This window comes from Nocardia sp. NPDC052316, assembly GCF_044547795.1.
Classification (GTDB): domain Bacteria; phylum Actinomycetota; class Actinomycetes; order Mycobacteriales; family Mycobacteriaceae; genus Nocardia.
Window position 1 is genome coordinate 601,447 of record NZ_JBIUBB010000007.1, and the last position, 16,105, is coordinate 617,551.

Below are 16,105 nucleotides of genomic sequence, written 5' to 3' on the forward strand. Positions count from 1 at the left end.
ATGGAGGCCGCGTTGCCCGCACCCGATCGCATCGAGCGTGATCTCGAATTGCCGCACCCACCCGAGAAGGTATGGCGGGCCCTGACCACCTCCGTAGGCCTCGGAGCCTGGTTCGGTTCCCGCGCCGAGATCGATGACCTGCGCCCCGGCGGCACAGTGCGGGTGTGGTGGCAGGAGGACGGGCCGCACACCCTGCGGATCCAGCTCATCGAGCCGCACAGCAGGTTCGTGTTCACCTGGCCGATCGAAGGACTGCCGCCCAGCGATCCACGCCGCACACGGGTGGAGTTCACCCTGCAACCGACGCCGACCGGCACCCGGCTCACGGTGGTGGAAACCGGCTTCGCGCAACTGCCCGACGACCTGACCGAGGCCTACGAAGGCAACGTCAAGGGGTGGGCGATGGAACTGGCCGAACTCGTCGAGTACCTCGATGCCGCGGCCTGACCATCCCGACGCCGAACTGATAGCGCAGGCGGTATTCACCGCGCTGGCCGACCCGACGCGACGCGGCATCCTCGCCGAACTCGCCGCGCACGGTCCAGCGACGGCGACCGACCTGGCAGACCGGCTGCCGATCTCGCGCCAGGCGATCGCCAAACACCTCACCCTGCTGACCGAGGCCGGACTCGTCCACGCCGAACCGGGCGAGCGCCGCCGGATCCACTATCACCTGCGAACCCAACCCATGACCGTGGCGCAGTCCTTTCTCGCCGCACTCGCCCACAGCTGGGACGAACGCCTGAACGCGCTGCGCGACCATCTCGACCAGACCTAGGAGAACCGAACAATGCCCACCCCCACCTTCCGCGGCGGACACAACATCGCCATGAAACTTCCCAAAGCGCAGTTCGACCGGACCGTCGCTTTCTACCGCGACACACTGGGCATGGCGGTCACCGACAACAGCGGCGAAGCCGTCGCCGAAGGCGTCGTCCAGAGCGCCGCCATACAGTTCGGGCCGGTCACGCTGTGGCTCGACCGTGTAGATAACTATGCCCGCGCCGACCTCTGGCTCGAACTGTTCACCGACGACGTCGATCGCGCGACCGAGCACCTCGCCGCGCACGGAGTTCCCGTGCAGGACGAGCTGGAACCACTCCCCTCGACCATGACCGCCCACTGGATCAGCAACCCCGTCGGCATCCCGCATATCGTCCGCCGCCCCGACCACGGTTGAGCCGAATCGGTCGCCTGGTCCGGCCGTGTCACACTTGCTCGCCCCACGTCGTCATCCAGGTAGCAATGACGAGGCAACAAGAGCGAGGACAGAAGACATGGGTATCGAGGAATTGCGCGCCGTAACCCGCGGCAACGTTCTGCTACCGGAGGATCCGGCGTTCGAGCAGGCAGCCCGGCCGTGGAACGTGGCGGTGACTCAGTCGGTGGCCGCGGTGGTCGAGGTAGCCGACGCGCAGGACATCGCGAAAGTGCTGCAATACGCCGGTGATTCGGGTCGACGGGTGGTGACCCAGCCCACCGGGCACGGCGCGACGGGGGATATCGACGATGCGATTCTGGTGCGCACCGGCGCTCTGAACCACCTCGAGATCGATGCCGGACAGCGGGTCGCGCGGGTCGGCACCGGCGTGCAGTGGGGTGCGGTGCAGGCCGCGGCCGCCGCGCACGGCCTCACCGGGCTAGCCGGTAGCAATCCCGTGGTCGGCGTAACCGGGTACACGCTCGGCGGCGGATTCGGTTGGTTCGCACGCAAATACGGCTGGGCGGCGGACGCGGTGCGCGCGCTGCGCATCGTCGACGCCGCCGGCCGTCAGCAGCGCGTCACCGCCGACTCGGACCCGGAGCTGTTCTGGGCATTGCGCGGCGGCGGCGGCGATTTCGCGATCGTCACCGAGCTCGAGTTCGACCTGTTCCCGCTGCCGCAGCTGTACGGCGGCCGGGTGATGTGGTCGGCCGACCGCACCCGCGCGGCCTTCGACCTGTTCACCGAACTCACCACCGACGCACCTGCGGAACTGTCGGTGTGGTTGCAGCGCTATCAGATTCCCGGCGCCGCACCGACCGTTGCCATCGACTTCGCCTATCTCGGCGATGCCGCACAGGGCCGGGCACTCACCGCGCGCCTCGACACGATCGGCGGCGCACTCGCCGACACCCGAGGCGTCCTGACACCGGCTCAGATCGGCCAGATCACCGCCGAGCCCACCGATCCCAGCCCGTCGCTCTCCCGAGGAGAACTGCTGACCGACCTCGATGACGCGGTGATCAAGACCCTCATCGACGCCCCGGTAGCGCCCCTGCTCAACATCCAAATCCGCGGTCTCGGTGGCGCATTGGCGCAAACACGGCCCGACGGCGGCGCACGCGGGCCCATCGCCGAGCCCTACGCCCTCTATATGCTCGGGCTCGGCCTGCCGCATCTGCTGGACGACATCCGGGCCAGGTTCGCCGATATCCTCGGCGCGCTGGGCACCCACTTCGCCGGAGCCAAGCCGTACACCTTCCTGGCACCCGGCGAGTCGGCCTCGGCGGCTTTCGATCCGGAGACGCTGGCGCGGTTGCGGCAAATAAAGCAGGACCGCGACCCGAACGGTGTCATCCGGGCCAACTTCCCGGTCCACGGCTGACGGCATCCACCGCAGCCGCCGTCACGGCCGCCCGGCACCCGGCGCGGGTGCCGGAAACGCCACCACCTGTCCGGTGGGTTCCGACGAATCGCCACCCCAGTTCTGGCCTACGACATACAGTTTCGGATCTGCCCCACGACTGAGCGCGCAGGCGAAAGCGCCGCGATCGAGTTCCACGATGGCCAGGACTTCCCCGCCCTCCCGCACTCGTACGCAACGCCGGTTGCCGACGTCGGCGTACCAGAGCGCACCGTCGGCGTCGACGCAGATCCCGTCCGGATGGTCACCGGGAGTCCTGGCCCATACGCGGCGGCCGCCGAGGCTGGCGTCGGCGGCGATGTCGTAGGCGGTGAGCTGGTCGGCGTAGGACTCGGCGACGATGAGGGTGGCGCCGTCGGCGGTGATCGCCATTCCGTTGGGGAAGGCCAGTCCGTCGGCGACTTGCCGGACACTGCCGTCCGGCGTCACGCGAACCATCGACCCGGGACTGAATTCGCCGGCGGGAAAATCGAATCCGATGTTGTTGACGTAAGCATTGCCGCGGTCGTCGACGACGATGTCGTTCCATGGCTTGTCGGACACGCCGGACAGGTCGGCATGCGGAACGAGCGACCCGTCGGGCTCGCGCCGCACGAGCGTGCGCTGCGCCGAGTCCACCACCAGCAGTCGCCCGTCCGGCAGGAAGTCGATACACATCGGGAAGGACGGCACCTCGGCGATCACCTCGGGCCGGTTCTCGGCATCGAGGGCGATCACCTGGTTCGCCCCCCAATCGGAGAACCAGAGTCGTCCGTCGTGCCAGCGCGGGGATTCGCCGAACACGACTCCCTCCAGCAGAATTTCGGGCTTGCTCACGGCGGGTTGCCTTTCGATAGTCGGTAGAGGTACCGACCGGGTGAGGCCCGAGAACTCATCGGCGCTCCGGCAACAGCGCTACTGAGCGCGGTATACGACGATCCCGGGCACCGACCGCAGATATTCGGCCAAGGGCGAGTCGACCACCTTGTTGTTCGCCGCGAGCGAGGACGCGTTCCGGAAGACAGGGCCGTCCGGCGTGCTGACGAAGATCCCGACATGCGTGACGTCCAACCCCGGCTGGTCGGTGTAGGCGCCGAGGTAGTCGCCGGTGCGCAGGCCACCGATGACGTTGTCGTCCACCGCCGCACTCGGCAGGTACGTCACCGCCCGATCGACCACCGGCAACCCGGGCAGGTAGTTCCCGCCGTCGGCCTTGGCGTTGAGGTGCTTGGCCACGGTGACGGCAGCGGTACTCAGCGCGCCCGTGACGTCGGTGGCGGCGATCCGCGGCGTGCTCACCCAGTCGCTGAAGAAATGCTTGCGCTGCCGGAAATCGATGCGCCCCTCGGCGTATCGGGTGTCGACCAGATTCGCGACGAACTGATCCCGGTCGGTGGACCTGCTCAATGCTTCGATGTAGTCGAGGTAGGTGAAGCAGTCCACTCGGCGGAAGTCGATGACGAGTTGCTCGGGCCGGGTCGCCGAGCCGACGAGCATATCGGCGCCGTACGGGGTACCGAGGAACTGGCGCGACAGCAACTCGACGAGCTCACCTTTGCTCTGTGCGGCACCCGCGCGCGACGCCAGCAACGCGTCGATCTTTCCCGCGGTGACGTCATCGATGTGCACCGCGGGCGCGGCGACCGCCGCGGGCACCATCGATGCCGTGCCGCCCACGAGCACCAGCAGGACGAGCAACACGCGAGCGATGGTCCGCACAAAGCCTCCAACATCTGTCGACACAGCCCCACGGTAACCCGGCGCTCGCTCTGCCGGGTGCGCCAGCACATGACGGTGGGCCGCCGCAGAACCCACGCGACGGCCCACCGAGACGTCAAGCCACTATCTGCGCCCGCTTCTTGCTGACGCCCTTGATACCGACCGGCGTCACGGTGCCGGAACCGATGTGCAGATCCACGCAGGAGTAGAACGCGCTGGACGTGTCCGCGACGTTCCAGATGCCGATCAACTTCTGCGGCCCGGTGAAGGTGCCGAGCTGCACCGTGTGGGTGACGGTTCGCCCGCTCGGCGGCTGGTTCTTGCCGTCGATCACCGCGACCCGCGTATCGCCGATCCAATACTCGTAACTCTGGGTCCGGTGCAAGGCGGTCAGGGTCCAGGTGAACGTCACCGTGCCGCTGGTGTGGTGCACCTGCCACGGCTTGCTGTCGTCGTCCAGATCCGCCCAGCGCCCGTCCCCGCCGCTGCAACTGCGTTGTCCCGGTGGCCCCTGCACGTTCTGCGGCTCGTATTTGACCGGGCCGCACGGCAACAGGCTTTGCGCACACTGCACCTGGCGGCTGGCCGGCGCGGAGAGGTAGCCGTACGCGTCAGCCGGTGCCGCGTGCAGGGCGGCCACGATGAACGGCGCGATAGTGGCCGCGGCGACGACGGACAGCATGCGCTGCTGCAGCGCCCGGGTCAGCGACGCTGCCGTCATTTCCGGTCCCCGCGCCCGAACGGCCACGGCTCGATATCCCGCTCCTCCGGGCTACCCTGCATGTTCTGGTTGTTGAGGCTGCCCGGGTAGAGGTATTCACTGGCGGGCCGCTTCCTTCCGTTCAGCCAAGCATCGAAGAACCCGTCCAGCTTCTTGGTGGTGCGGGACTGGATGAACTGACGGAACTCGGGAATCGAGGTGTTGCCGTTCTTGTGGCGCTGCGCGAAATCACGGACGGCGGTGAGGAATACGTCGTCGCCGATAGCGCGGCGCAACGCGTGCAGGAACAGGGGGCCGCGGGAGTACACGGTGGTGAACTCCTTGCCCTTGCCGGGATCGTAGAGCGGTGTCGACCAGACGCCCTGCTGGTCGGCGCTCGCGAGTGCCCGCCGGTAGAGCTGGTCGGCGTTGCGGCCCTGCACCCGCTCCGGGTAGAGAATGTCGGCGGTGTAGCTGGCGAAGCACTCGTTCAAGCAGATGTCGCGCCAGTCCTTGATCGACACCGAATCGCCCCACCACTGGTGGGCGTTCTCGTGGATCACCGTGTTCAGGTCCGTCCACGGCGCGTAGATCGGCCGCGTCTGGGTCTCCAGCGAGAACTGCAAATTGGTGTCCACGTAGATGCCGCCGCCGGATTCGAGCGGATACGGGCCGTAGAGCTGTTCGGCGAAGGCGATCACGCCGGGCAGCTTCTTCTCCAGCTCCCGCTTCTGCTGGGCGCCACCCGGCGCGAAGAAGCTCTCCAGCGGCGTACTCCCGGCCTGCTGCGTCAGGCGCGTGAACTTGTCGATCGCGATGGTCGTCAGGTACCCGATGATCGGGTCCTTGGCCTCCCAGGTGACGGTGTGTTTGCCGGTGCCCGCGGGGACGTCGGACGCGCGGACCCCGTTCGATGCCACATCCCAGCCGGTGGGCACGGTCGCCCGGACGGTGAAGGTCACCTTGTCCAGCGGCGTGTCGTTGAGCGGGTACCACGTTGTCGCGGAATGCGGTTCGCCCGCCGCGAACGCGCCGCCGGACGGCGAGTAGGTCCAGCCGTTGCCCTTGGTATCCGGCACCGTGCCCGCGTAGTCGACGACGACGGTGAACGGCTGGCCGAGCGGCAGCGCCGCGGCCGGGGTCACCACGAGCTCGTGCTCGCCGGACTTCTGGAAGCGGGCGGGCTGACCGTTCACGGCGACGGATCCGACTGCGGGACCGGCGTAGTCGAGGTTGAACCGCGACAGGTGCTGGGTGGCCTTCGCGGTGATCGTGGCCTTGCCTTTGAGATTGTGGGTCGGCGGGTTGTAGTCGATGGCGACGTCGTAGTGGGTCGCGTCGTAGCCGCCGTTGCCGTCCTTGGGGTAGTACGGATCGCCGAGACCGTCGGAGCCCGGTGTCGGGTCGGCCGCGCTCACGGCCGACCCGTTCGGCGTATCCGGCGGCGGGGCGGCCACCGCGGCGACGCCCGCGGTGAGGCTCAATGCGAGGGCCAGGGCCGACACGGCGACCGGACGCGATCTCAGCGCGGCCGGGACGGGCACGTGCGTCTCTCGCCAGTGGTGAATTCTCATGGGAGCCAACCTTTTCTAGGCGATCCGGCGGACCTCGGCCATGGCGATGCTCGATCGGATCTGTCATCGACTGCGGGAAATGCCGACTCGGCACTCCGCAGGTACTGCCTGCGCACCGCGCCCACTCCTCGAGAGGTCCCGTGCGGCGCCGTTCAGCGACGGGGTCTGCCCTCGGGCTTCGACCCGGTCTCGTGCCAGCTGTCCAGCACGCGGCCGGTGTTGTTCGCGTCGATGAACAGGACCCACTGTGCGGACTGATCACCTTGCGTGCCTGCCCGTTTGATCGCGACCTTGTAGGCGGGAACCGCGATGCTCTTGGCACCGTCCTTGGCGGCCAGCTTCGGGTCGTACCACATGGCGGCCGTCGCGAAGACGGTGAACTTGCCGCGCGGCTGCTTGGTTTCCTGAGCCAGCGCGCGCACCGCGGTGTCGGCCACCGTCGCGGGCGGCGTGGTGGCGCCGGTCGGATACTTGCCCTGCGTCTGCTGTGACAGCGCACCGCTCGCCGAGACGAGCGAGCCGTCGGCGGCCAGCGACTGCGCCACCGTCGCACCGTAGACCGGCACCGCGTCGATTTCCTGTCGCAGCTCGACGGTGGCGCCTCGGCCGACCGGAGAAGCTTTGTCCACCACCAGGTTGCCGACCGATTCGGCGCCGAAGACCCGTTGCACGCTCGGCGCCTGGGCCTGCGCGATCGCCTGCGCCTCGGACGGCACGCCCGCGGGCTTCGGCAGCGGGTTCTTGAAAATCACCTGCATGGCGATTCCGTCGGGATCGGTGAACACGTTCTTCGGGATGGTGGGGAGATCGAAAATGCCTGGGGCCGTGGTGGGCGACGGGCTGGTGGTCGACGGCGCGGTGGTGGTCGACGGAGTAGTGGTCGACGTCGGCGCGGTGGTGGTGGTCGTCGTCGGATCGGTGGTGGTGGACGAATAGGTCGTCGTCGGATCGATCGTCGTCGTCGGTTCTGTCGTCGTCGTGGTCGGCTCGATCGTCGTGGTCGGGCCGGATGGCGACGGTGGAGTCGTGGGGGCCGACGTCGAAGGAGTGGTCGTCGGCGTGGTTGAAGGCTGGGCGAAGGCACCGGAACTGGTTGTGAAAACCGTTGCCGCTAAAACGAACACCGCGGTAGCGCTGACGCGAGCCGCCCTTCGATGTGGGTATTTCATATTCAAGTAGAACCACACCGCGGGCGTTGGATTCGACTGGGGAGTTACTGGGGAGTTCGTATCACGACTTGATTAAGTCCCCGGAAAGCACTATTCGGTGTGCGATACCGCACTTGCGCTCGGACAGCGCTACTTTCGGCGCAACTGCGCCGAAATATCTTGTCATCGAGCGTGGTTGACGCCGCGCGGACACTACTGTGCGACGGCGTGGTCGGCCGACCCTTCGGCGCCGCGTTCGATCCGGCACAGGCGAGCAACGTCAGCCCCCTAGGCGAATAGCGCCGACGCTGACCGCGTCGGCGCGACGAGCGATGTCACGGCGCCGAAGGATCGCCGGTGCGTGACCTGCGGATAAATGTCGATTCGCAAGTCACGCACCGTATCCCGAGGTAAAATGCAGCTTCATTTCGCCTGCAGCCGATCGCCGATTCGGGTGGCGAAGTCCTGCCAGTTGGCCGCGTTCTGCCGAGCCATATCGAGCACGAGATTCAGGCAGTGTTCCGGGATCCGATCCGCGAGATCGAGCGACTGCGTCGGCGTGCGCGGGCTGGCGTCCAGCCAGCGCAATACCGTCCGGCCCGTCTCGGTGAGCCGCAGCGACGGATCGCGGCGCAGGCTCTGCAATACCGAGGACGGGCAAACGCGCTCCGGCGGTGCCGGATCGGGCGTCATCGGCGCACCCTCGGTGCCGTCGCAGGACTTTTTACGGCGCTGGTGTTCGACGTCCGGTCGGCGCACTCGGCGCATCCGGCCGTCGCGGCCTAATCGGTGCCTCGTCTGGGGAACATCCCCAGACGACTGCCTGCGGACCGCACCGACCGTCTTGTGGTCCAGCCCGGCCACCTCGGCGACCTTGCGATCCGACCACAGCGGGTACATCCGCATGATGCGCAGCGAGGCGGCCTTGCGATCGAGTATCGACAGCGGCAGGCCGTGCGCGATGTTGGCCTGGACGGCGAGCACGAACGCCTCTTCCTCGGTGCCGTCGAAGAACTGCGCCCGGATGACGTTGGCCCCCTTCAATTTCGCGGCTTTCAGACGGTGCACACCGTCGATCAGCCGCATGGTTTCTCGGTGGACCAGGATCGGCGGCAGTTCCGCCTCCGTCGCTGCCAGCACCTGGGTATGTGCAGAGTCTTCAGCACGCACACGCAGTGCGCCACTGATGTCTATCGACTCGATAGGAATCTCGATGACTACGTCGGCAACTCCGACTCTCGCATCGTCGTCCACGTTCAACCTGTGTTCACTCACGGCGGTACTCCTGCGTCGAAGCCGAGATCATTCCGTAGCACACTTCGCCCCGCCGCCAGTACCGATCCGAACCGCCACAACAAGCCGGGACGAATCGATGCGGAAGGCACGTCGCTGTGCCGTGTCTGCGGTGACTAACTAGCGCGGACAGCAATATTTCACATTGGCAGAGTTCCAGCAACGATACGGTGTCGAAACGCCCCTGCATTCGCAATCTGCGGATCGCCAGCGTGATTCGCGGCGTTATTTGTGAATGGTGTTAACCTCGCGGCCCGGTTCGCCGACTTCCGGAAACATTTCGGAAACTACCAGTTCCAGCCCGTAACGGGCGTCGGCGTGGATACGCTCGAGAGTTGGACTTCTACATCGGCGAAGAAGCCGACATCGGACACCCTTGTACGCCACCATATATGGTGAAACCAATTTTCTGCACACGATGACCACCCCGGGCGTCGCAGCGACAATAATTCTGAACACGATGACCACTGCGGTCGCCGCGCCGACAACACCGAGAATCCTGAACCATTCGAATCGGGACACAATGAACCGGCGGTTTTCCCCATCCCGGGAATAACCGCTCGACCTACACCTCGTGCCGCGGGCACACCAATGCGGAGTTCGTGTTCACGTCCCCTCTCGCACACGAAGAACAAGGCGGGTTCCGCCTTCTTCCGAACGATTTCACCCGAGGAACTCATCTGCCCGAACATCCCTCGTGTCCGATCCATCCTATCATCGGGCCCCCCTCCCAGCAGCGCGACGGACGAAAATCGCAGGTCTGTCCACTGTACGAGATTCCATATAGCAGTGCATGTTTCGGTGATATAGGGAGGCGTTCGGCGAGACGGTGGCAGAAGTTCGGTTACCGACTTCGTGCCGGTTTCCGGGTGCTCGGCCGCGCGGCCGTTGGGCGGCGTCCTTGCGACACAGGTCCGCGCTGGCCTGATCGGACACGTCGACGGCCATCCCCGCCCGGCAAGGACCGGCCACCGGATCGTCGGCCACTGAACCGTTTTCGCGGGCGGCCACCCCCATCGCCGCCCCTGAGACGGCCGCTCCGGCGATGCGGAATCACCCCTAGCTCCCGGGTACCGGCGGGAAATAGCGCTGCGGCGTGATGCCGTGCCGGACCGCCGATTCCTATGGTCAGGACATGCTCAACGTCGAACCGGATTCCTTCGCCCCCAACGCATCTGCCCAGCACCGCATGCGTCCCACCTTCACTCGACTGCACGGCGGATTGACCGTCGCCGTCGCCGCGGTCGCCGCCGCGGGCCTGGTCGGCGCGGCGGCAGGCAGTGCCGCGGCCGCGCCCGTAGCCGCCGCAGCGCCGGCCGCCGCCGACTGCCTCTGGGCAGGCACCGGCCATGCGCAGGGTACGACCGTCGTGGCCGGTGGCCGCGCTTTCACCTGTGCGACAGATCAACTCGGTGCGCCGCGCTGGATGCGCGGGGTCGCACGCGGCACGCCGAGCACCGTGGCCAACCCCGGTGCACGCACCGATCCAGCAGGGACTTTCAGCGCCGGAGCCCAGCAACCGGGCACCGAATACAACGACTATTGCGTGGGCACCCAGCTCGTCGGCGGCAGCGAGTCGGTGTACGAGGTGGTCTCCGACGGCGGTGCGCTGCGGTGGAAGGCGGCGGGCCCGATCTCCCAGTGGGCCTTCCCCGCCGACGCCGGACCGGTGCCGACCACTCGCTCGGCCAGCCTGTGCCTGCCGGACCCGGTGAGCTGGCCGCGGAACTGAGCGGGGAGCCGCGGGCTCAGTGGATCAGTAAGCGATGAACAAGATCTCGTCGCGCGAGTACTCGTGCCCTGGATGATTCTCGGCCAGATGGGCCTGCGTCTTGGCCACCAGGTCGTCCTCGTCGGTCCCGACGATGGCTTCTCCGCAGGGGCAGTTCAGGTTTCGCTTCATCGACTGTCCTTTCCTCTCGATCGACAAGTCTAGGCTGGCGAGCACGCAGACCCGACGCGGCATCCGGGTCGGCGCCCGCGACAGCGCCGGTGGTCCTCGGCGCAACAGATAGGCCGTTCGGGGTATACCCCTACACATCTCGGGGTACGCCGACTCGGCCGTCGGGCTGACGCGCGCGCAACGGAACCTTTGCCATCATGACGTCGAGCCGACCGTCGAGGAGGACCAACACAGTGTTCACATTGCGCGGTTGCGCGCTGGCAGTGGCCGCCGGGCTGGCCGCAACCATCGCGCTGACCGCATGCGAGCAGTCCGCACCCGAGACGACCGGTACGGCTGCGAAGATCACCCTGCCGCCGCTCAGCGGCCGCTACCCGGTCGGCACGGTCGACCTGCATCTGGTGGACTCGCGCCAGGATCCGTGGCATCCGGCCGACAAGCGGGAACTGATGGTCACGGTGACCTACCCGGCGCAACGCACCGGTGACCGCGCCCCGTGGATGTCGCCCGCGGTGGCGGAAGCGGTCGATCGGCTCGCGTCCGACGGGCCAACGCTCGGCCTGACGCCGGGCGCGGTCGATTGGGGCGGCACCAAACGCCAGGCGAGCACCGGGGTCGAGGTCGACCGCGCGGGCGGAGCCTGGCCGGTCGTGCTGTTCTCGCACGGGTTCGGCGTGGTGCGCGAGCTCAATTCGGTCCGCACCGATGATCTGGCCAGCCACGGCTACGTCGTTGTGTCCATCTCCCACACCTACGACGCGAAAGTGGTCGAGTTTCCCGGCGGGCGCATGCGCACCAGCGATGCCGAGCCGGATCCGCAGTACCTCGCGACGTCGATCGATGCGCGCGTGGCCGACACCAGGTTCGTGCTCGACGAGCTGACCCGGCTCACGGGAGGCGCGAACCCGGACGCCGAAAACCGGACGCTACCAGCGGGGTTGGCGGAGGCGCTCGACCTGTCGAAGGTCGGCATGTTCGGTCATTCACTGGGCGGCTACACCGCGGGCGAAGCGATGTTCGGCGATCCACGCATCGGCGCGGGGATCAACCTCGACGGCAGCATGGGCGTCGGCAAGCTCGGTGCGGTGGTGCGCCACGGCGTGGATCGGCCGTTCATGCTGGTCGGCGCCGACGGTGTGCACCCGGAGACGAAGCGCGAGTTCGAGCATTCGCACGTGGACGACATGGACCCCAGCTGGCGCGAGTTCTGGGCCAATCAACGAGCCTGGAAACGAGACCTGCACTTCGACGGCGCCGCCCACAACAGCTTCACCGATCTGCAAGTAGCGGTGCCGCAGTGTGCCAGCCTGATGTCGCCGGAGACCCGGCAGCGCGAAGTCGGCACCATCCACCCGGCCCGGTCGGTGAGCGCGCAGCAGGACTACATCGCCGCCTTCTTCGACCTGCATCTGAAAGGCATCCCCAGCGACCTGTTCGACGGGAACGATCCACGCCACCCGGACACCCGGTTCATCCCCTGACGTGCGCCGCCGACCGGGCGGGTAGCGGGGCTCACCTAAGCTCCTGGACTTATGGCCCTTCCCGCAACACTGCACAACTTCGCCGTCCAACTGGCCGACGTCGACCGCGACGTGTACCAGGACCTGGAGTTGCGGATCGCGCGCCACCCGTCCGAAACCGCCGAATTCATGGTGACCCGCCTGCTCGCCTACTGCCTCGAATACCAGGACGGCATCACCTTCAGCGAAGGCGGCGTCTCCTCCACCGACGAGCCCGCGGTGCTGGTGCGCGACCTCACCGGCCGTCTCACCGCCTGGATCGAGGTCGGCGCGCCCGACGCGGAACGCCTGCACCGCGGCAGCAAACTCGCCGACCGCGCCGCCGTCTACACCCACCGTGACCCGGCCAAGGTGTTGGCCCAACTCGCGGGCAAACGCATCCACCGCGCCGAGGCCATCCCCCTCTACAGCTTCGACCGCCCCTTCATCGACGCTGCCGTCGCCGCCGTGGACCGCCGCAACACCGCGACCCTGTCGATCACCGAGCGCTCCCTGTACCTGGACCTCAACGGGACCAACCTCACCTCCTCGGTCACCGAACACACACTCGTCTGACCCCTACAGGCGATTGATCTGTGCCCAGAGTGCGCGACGACCGGTGACCCGATCTTCTCCTAACCGTTTGCCGCGCTGCGGAGTCCAGCGGTAGCCGCCGAAAAGCACCGGCGCAGTAGGGAATTTTGTCGTTTGCAGTGGGCTTGCCGGACGGTCGGCGGCGAACAACTGCCGCCGATTTGCCGATACAGCGACCGACTCGTATCGGGGTTGTGCGGTCGAAATCACTTGCAGCGCAATGTTTTGGTCGCGCCTGCCGGGTATCCAGGGAACGGTGCGATTTGCGCCGACCCGACGTCGATATCGAAGGACGCGATTCCCCATGAGCACACGCGACATCACTACCTTGCTGGCGCAGCTACGCGCCGTCCGCGATCTGACCAACACCGAAATCCAGGTCGCGGAGACCCGTATCGCGCAGGCGCGAACGGAGGCGGTGCGCCGCGAGTTGTCCGAGAACGCCGACAACGCCCGCGCCCGCGCCGAGGCCGTCGAGGCGGCCATCCGCGAACTCGGCGGTGTACCCGCGCTGATCGGCCCGTTCATCGGCCGAGCCGCGGCGGCGGTCAAGGCGGTAGGCGAACAGGCCCAGCCGTTCGACGAGGCCTTGCTCGGCGACCTCACCCTCGAGCATCAGATCCTCGACCGCGCCCGCTACATCAAGGCGCTCGCGACGACCGCCCAGCGCCCCGAGGTGGTGGCGCTGGCGGAGCGGTTGATCACCGCGCACTCGGCGACCGTGGACTGGCTGTCCACCGTGCTGGCCGAGGAGGCCCTCGGCGGTCCGGCGGCACTGCGCCGCACCCCACTCCAGGCGGCCAGCGGCACCATCGTCAAGCTGGCCACCATCCCGGTCAGCTGGTCCGCGCGCGGTTTGGACCGTGCGCTGGACACCTTCCGCTCCACCCCGCCCGCACTCAGCGAGCTGCTGGCCCGAGGTGCGCGCGTGGGCGATGTCGCGGTGAAAACCCTGACGGCTTCCCGCGATGCCGCACTGGAGACCGCCGAGCAGGTCACCCGCCGCGAGGGTGCGGACGGCACCGCGGACGCATTGCACTCGTTCCGCACCGCCACCGGCGTCCTCGAATCTCGTGAGCTGCCCATCGGCGACTACGACGATTTGAACGTCAGCCAGGCGGTCGCGGCGATCAAGGAGCTGACCGACCCCGCCGACGTACGCGCGGTCATCGCGTACGAGGAGACGAACAAGAATCGGCATGGTGTCGTCTCCGCCGCGCAGACGCGGCTCGCGGCGATCGCCCAGGACGTCACCGGTCTCAACTGAGTCCAGTCCGCTGAGCGGCCCCGTACTCGTCACGAGTGCGGGGCCGCTGCGCATACAGGGGAAGTCGTTCAGGCGGTGAAGGAATGGGGACCGAAGCGGCCCCACGCGATGAAGACCGCGAGAGCGATGTAGAGCAGGTTCACCACCGCGAACTTGACACCGCCGTAGCGCAGATGCACGGCTATCGCACCGATCATCAGCGCAACCCAGCAGACGGCGGTGACCGGTACCAGGACCGGTGCGATATCGAGCACTGCGGGCAGGATCAGGCCGAACGCGGCCAGGATTTCGAGGACGCCGAGTGCCTTGATGAAGCCGGCGCCGAAGTCCCCGGTCCACTCTCCGCCGGGAGCCGCGGCCAGTTTCGCCATCGGTACCACCATCTTGATGACGCCGCTGGCGAGGGCAACCGCGGCGAGCAGTCCGGCGGCGATCCACAGTGCGAGGTTCATGGGTTCTCCTAAGATTCACTGGTTCGGCCACAAGACACCGGGCACTCGCCCCTTGTGACAGCCGGTGAGCCACATCACTCATCCGGATAGTCTGCGCTGCCGCCTATTTCGCCCGAGATTCGTGAAAACCTCCCCACTTCCACTGGGGAGATCCGGGGCGCGTGTTTCGTGTCACTATTCACGAAGTTGTTCAGAAATGACGGCGTACCCCACGGCCGTCGGCTGGGAAACACCTCTCGCACAGCAGTTCTCGGTTTTCGCTCGGTCATACCCTGCGACGCCCCGCGAGCCACATAGAAAAGTCCCCAGCGTCCACCCGTCACGGGTTCGTCTGACTGTTCAGCCCATCACCCCTGCACATCCCCTCCGAAGCGAGGCACCCCGTGAACCGCAAACGTCTTTTACCCATCGTCACCGCCTGCTTGATCCTGTCGCTCGGGACCGGCTCGGTCGCCGAGGCTGTGCCGGCACCGAGCATCGACAATGCCGACCCGGTGGCCGCCGCACCGTTCTGTTACGAAGAACCCAATACCCCGCAGGCCGATATCAGTGACCTCAAAGCTCGCTTCTCCCGGTCGAATTGGATGCCGACCCTGCAGGCCATGTACAAGCGTCGCTGGCCGAGCGGGGAGAAGTTGGCGATCGCCCAGGCCAAGGACCCGTACTGGAATCAGTTCGTGGAAACGAGCAGCTTCGAGGCCTTCGCCGAGTCGATGATGGTGGCGATCCACGAGGAGACTCACATGTGGGATCTCGACGGGTCACGCACCGAATGGGACAAGTACACCGCGTCCTGGATCAATGCCTCGCAGCAGATGACGGCCATCCCGCTGCACGGCGGCTTCCCGCGCAAGGAAATCCTGCCGTTGATCACGGACAAGCTCAGCGACGACATGGACGGCATCTATCTGCGGGACCGCGAACAAGGCAACTATCGCCTGCAAGGGGTGACCGCCGAGTTGAACGCCGGGCTGATGGGCCTGCCCGCCGCCACCGTGGTGCAGGAATACATCAAGGGAATCGGCGCCAGCAACTCGCGCGATATCGCCGCGACCAATCTCCGTTATCTGCTGCTGTACTTGCGCGTAGCCAAGAGCAAGCACGCCGACTACTGGGCAAAGATCAAGAATGAGCCCAAGATCCGCGACCTGGTACTCACCCAATTCCTGCGCACCGCCTATTGGCTGGAGAAATCCGCCCCCTACGGCAGCAAGCTCGGCAGCCCCGACGCCGATAAGATCACCGCGAAGAACTACTCCCCCGAGAACATCGCCATTCTCGAGGAGTTCACCGGCCGCAAGGTCCGCACCGACGCCCAAAAGAATTGCACCGCCTGACCTTCCGACACCG

The 16,105-nt window shown here is 66.8% G+C and carries 19 protein-coding genes; 11 read left to right on the top strand and 8 right to left on the bottom strand.

All coding sequences use genetic code 11. The annotated features are described in order from the left end of the window. The 4 genes from ACIHA7_RS34200 (at nucleotide 1) to ACIHA7_RS34215 (ending at nucleotide 2,588) form a co-directional block, all read left to right on the top strand. Nucleotides 1–447: an SRPBCC domain-containing protein gene (locus ACIHA7_RS34200; RefSeq protein ID WP_397295410.1), complete on the top strand. Its 447-nt coding sequence runs from the start codon at nucleotides 1–3 to the stop codon at nucleotides 445–447. Then, entirely contained in the window at nucleotides 434–778 is a 345-nt protein-coding gene (locus ACIHA7_RS34205) for an ArsR/SmtB family transcription factor (protein ID WP_397295411.1), read from the top strand. The genes ACIHA7_RS34200 and ACIHA7_RS34205 overlap by 14 nt, the downstream gene beginning before the upstream one ends. A 12-nt stretch (nucleotides 779–790) precedes the next feature. Beyond that, complete coding sequence (locus ACIHA7_RS34210; protein ID WP_397295413.1) at nucleotides 791–1,180, top strand: VOC family protein; 390 nt, start codon at nucleotides 791–793, stop codon at nucleotides 1,178–1,180. 97 nt (nucleotides 1,181–1,277) lie between these two features. After that, the gene (locus ACIHA7_RS34215; protein ID WP_397295415.1) at nucleotides 1,278–2,588 is read left to right on the top strand and encodes an FAD-binding oxidoreductase; all 1,311 of its coding nucleotides are present in this window, start codon (nucleotides 1,278–1,280) and stop codon (nucleotides 2,586–2,588) included. Nucleotides 2,589–2,609: 21 nt separating this feature from the next. Here the strand turns inward: ACIHA7_RS34215 and ACIHA7_RS34220 are convergent, their stop codons facing one another. The 5 genes from ACIHA7_RS34220 to ACIHA7_RS34240 form a co-directional block, all read right to left on the bottom strand. Then, on the bottom strand, nucleotides 2,610–3,443 hold the full coding sequence (locus tag ACIHA7_RS34220) for an SMP-30/gluconolactonase/LRE family protein (RefSeq protein ID WP_397295417.1): 834 nt from the start codon (nucleotides 3,441–3,443) through the stop codon (nucleotides 2,610–2,612). A gap of 78 nt (nucleotides 3,444–3,521) precedes the next feature. Beyond that, nucleotides 3,522–4,265, bottom strand: a complete 744-nt coding sequence (locus ACIHA7_RS34225; RefSeq protein WP_397295553.1) for a DUF1460 domain-containing protein — start codon at nucleotides 4,263–4,265, stop codon at nucleotides 3,522–3,524. A 175-nt stretch (nucleotides 4,266–4,440) separates the two neighbouring features. Continuing rightward, complete coding sequence (locus ACIHA7_RS34230) at nucleotides 4,441–5,046, bottom strand: lytic polysaccharide monooxygenase auxiliary activity family 9 protein (RefSeq protein ID WP_397295419.1); 606 nt, start codon at nucleotides 5,044–5,046, stop codon at nucleotides 4,441–4,443. Continuing rightward, nucleotides 5,043–6,599 (bottom strand): M1 family metallopeptidase, encoded by a 1,557-nt coding sequence (locus ACIHA7_RS34235; protein ID WP_397295420.1) that lies wholly within the window; start codon nucleotides 6,597–6,599, stop codon nucleotides 5,043–5,045. The genes ACIHA7_RS34230 and ACIHA7_RS34235 overlap by 4 nt, the downstream gene beginning before the upstream one ends. 152 nt (nucleotides 6,600–6,751) lie before the next feature. Then, complete coding sequence (locus tag ACIHA7_RS34240; RefSeq protein ID WP_397295422.1) at nucleotides 6,752–7,384, bottom strand: hypothetical protein; 633 nt, start codon at nucleotides 7,382–7,384, stop codon at nucleotides 6,752–6,754. A gap of 28 nt (nucleotides 7,385–7,412) precedes the next feature. Between ACIHA7_RS34240 and ACIHA7_RS34245 the strand changes: the two genes are divergently transcribed. Together ACIHA7_RS34245 and ACIHA7_RS34250 are read left to right on the top strand one after the other, a co-directional pair. Next, complete coding sequence (locus ACIHA7_RS34245; RefSeq protein ID WP_397295423.1) at nucleotides 7,413–7,535, top strand: hypothetical protein; 123 nt, start codon at nucleotides 7,413–7,415, stop codon at nucleotides 7,533–7,535. Between the two features lie 42 nt (nucleotides 7,536–7,577). Further along, nucleotides 7,578–7,778 (top strand): hypothetical protein, encoded by a 201-nt coding sequence (locus tag ACIHA7_RS34250; protein ID WP_397295425.1) that lies wholly within the window; start codon nucleotides 7,578–7,580, stop codon nucleotides 7,776–7,778. A 392-nt stretch (nucleotides 7,779–8,170) separates the two neighbouring features. On the opposite strand, the gene ACIHA7_RS34255 is transcribed toward ACIHA7_RS34250, so the two are convergent. Continuing rightward, nucleotides 8,171–9,022, bottom strand: coding sequence for a ParB/RepB/Spo0J family partition protein (locus ACIHA7_RS34255; protein WP_107655598.1), 852 nt, complete (start codon nucleotides 9,020–9,022; stop codon nucleotides 8,171–8,173). Between the two features lie 1,153 nt (nucleotides 9,023–10,175). Here ACIHA7_RS34255 and ACIHA7_RS34260 point away from each other — a divergent pair. Next, complete coding sequence (locus ACIHA7_RS34260) at nucleotides 10,176–10,772, top strand: hypothetical protein (RefSeq protein WP_397295427.1); 597 nt, start codon at nucleotides 10,176–10,178, stop codon at nucleotides 10,770–10,772. A gap of 24 nt (nucleotides 10,773–10,796) precedes the next feature. Here ACIHA7_RS34260 and ACIHA7_RS34265 read toward each other — a convergent pair whose 3' ends face one another. Continuing rightward, nucleotides 10,797–10,943: a DUF1059 domain-containing protein gene (locus ACIHA7_RS34265; protein WP_107655595.1), complete on the bottom strand. Its 147-nt coding sequence runs from the start codon at nucleotides 10,941–10,943 to the stop codon at nucleotides 10,797–10,799. A gap of 233 nt (nucleotides 10,944–11,176) precedes the next feature. On the opposite strand from ACIHA7_RS34265, the gene ACIHA7_RS34270 reads away from it, so the two are divergent. From ACIHA7_RS34270 to ACIHA7_RS34280, 3 genes are all read left to right on the top strand, one after another. After that, a complete protein-coding gene (locus tag ACIHA7_RS34270) occupies nucleotides 11,177–12,424 on the top strand; it encodes an alpha/beta hydrolase family protein (RefSeq protein WP_397295429.1) in 1,248 nt (415 codons plus the stop codon). Between the two features lie 51 nt (nucleotides 12,425–12,475). After that, on the top strand, nucleotides 12,476–13,018 hold the full coding sequence (locus tag ACIHA7_RS34275) for a YaeQ family protein (RefSeq protein WP_397295431.1): 543 nt from the start codon (nucleotides 12,476–12,478) through the stop codon (nucleotides 13,016–13,018). 322 nt (nucleotides 13,019–13,340) lie between these two features. Continuing rightward, nucleotides 13,341–14,303, top strand: a complete 963-nt coding sequence (locus ACIHA7_RS34280) for a ferritin-like domain-containing protein (protein WP_397295433.1) — start codon at nucleotides 13,341–13,343, stop codon at nucleotides 14,301–14,303. A gap of 68 nt (nucleotides 14,304–14,371) precedes the next feature. On the opposite strand, the gene ACIHA7_RS34285 is transcribed toward ACIHA7_RS34280, so the two are convergent. Further along, nucleotides 14,372–14,755, bottom strand: coding sequence for a DoxX family protein (locus ACIHA7_RS34285; RefSeq protein WP_397295435.1), 384 nt, complete (start codon nucleotides 14,753–14,755; stop codon nucleotides 14,372–14,374). 383 nt (nucleotides 14,756–15,138) lie between these two features. Here ACIHA7_RS34285 and ACIHA7_RS34290 point away from each other — a divergent pair, with 383 nt between their 5' ends. Beyond that, entirely contained in the window at nucleotides 15,139–16,092 is a 954-nt protein-coding gene (locus ACIHA7_RS34290) for a hypothetical protein (RefSeq protein ID WP_397295436.1), read from the top strand. The last annotated feature ends 13 nt before the right edge of the window (nucleotides 16,093–16,105 follow it).

Excerpts from the sequence above, each read along its gene's own strand:
- ACIHA7_RS34245 (WP_397295423.1), top strand. The coding sequence starts at position 7,413 with ATGCCTGGGGCCGTGGTGGGCGACGGGCTGGTGGTCGACGGCGCGGTG.
- ACIHA7_RS34225 (WP_397295553.1), bottom strand. The coding sequence starts at position 4,265 with ATGGTGCCCGCGGCGGTCGCCGCGCCCGCGGTGCACATCGATGACGTC.
- ACIHA7_RS34205 (WP_397295411.1), top strand. The coding sequence starts at position 434 with ATGCCGCGGCCTGACCATCCCGACGCCGAACTGATAGCGCAGGCGGTA.
- ACIHA7_RS34275 (WP_397295431.1), top strand. The coding sequence starts at position 12,476 with ATGGCCCTTCCCGCAACACTGCACAACTTCGCCGTCCAACTGGCCGAC.
- ACIHA7_RS34230 (WP_397295419.1), bottom strand. The coding sequence starts at position 5,046 with ATGACGGCAGCGTCGCTGACCCGGGCGCTGCAGCAGCGCATGCTGTCC.
- ACIHA7_RS34235 (WP_397295420.1), bottom strand. The coding sequence starts at position 6,599 with ATGAGAATTCACCACTGGCGAGAGACGCACGTGCCCGTCCCGGCCGCG.
- ACIHA7_RS34265 (WP_107655595.1), bottom strand. The coding sequence starts at position 10,943 with ATGAAGCGAAACCTGAACTGCCCCTGCGGAGAAGCCATCGTCGGGACC.
- ACIHA7_RS34260 (WP_397295427.1), top strand. The coding sequence starts at position 10,176 with ATGCTCAACGTCGAACCGGATTCCTTCGCCCCCAACGCATCTGCCCAG.
- ACIHA7_RS34280 (WP_397295433.1), top strand. The coding sequence starts at position 13,341 with ATGAGCACACGCGACATCACTACCTTGCTGGCGCAGCTACGCGCCGTC.
- ACIHA7_RS34215 (WP_397295415.1), top strand. The coding sequence starts at position 1,278 with ATGGGTATCGAGGAATTGCGCGCCGTAACCCGCGGCAACGTTCTGCTA.
- ACIHA7_RS34285 (WP_397295435.1), bottom strand. The coding sequence starts at position 14,755 with ATGAACCTCGCACTGTGGATCGCCGCCGGACTGCTCGCCGCGGTTGCC.
- ACIHA7_RS34200 (WP_397295410.1), top strand. The coding sequence starts at position 1 with ATGGAGGCCGCGTTGCCCGCACCCGATCGCATCGAGCGTGATCTCGAA.
- ACIHA7_RS34210 (WP_397295413.1), top strand. The coding sequence starts at position 791 with ATGCCCACCCCCACCTTCCGCGGCGGACACAACATCGCCATGAAACTT.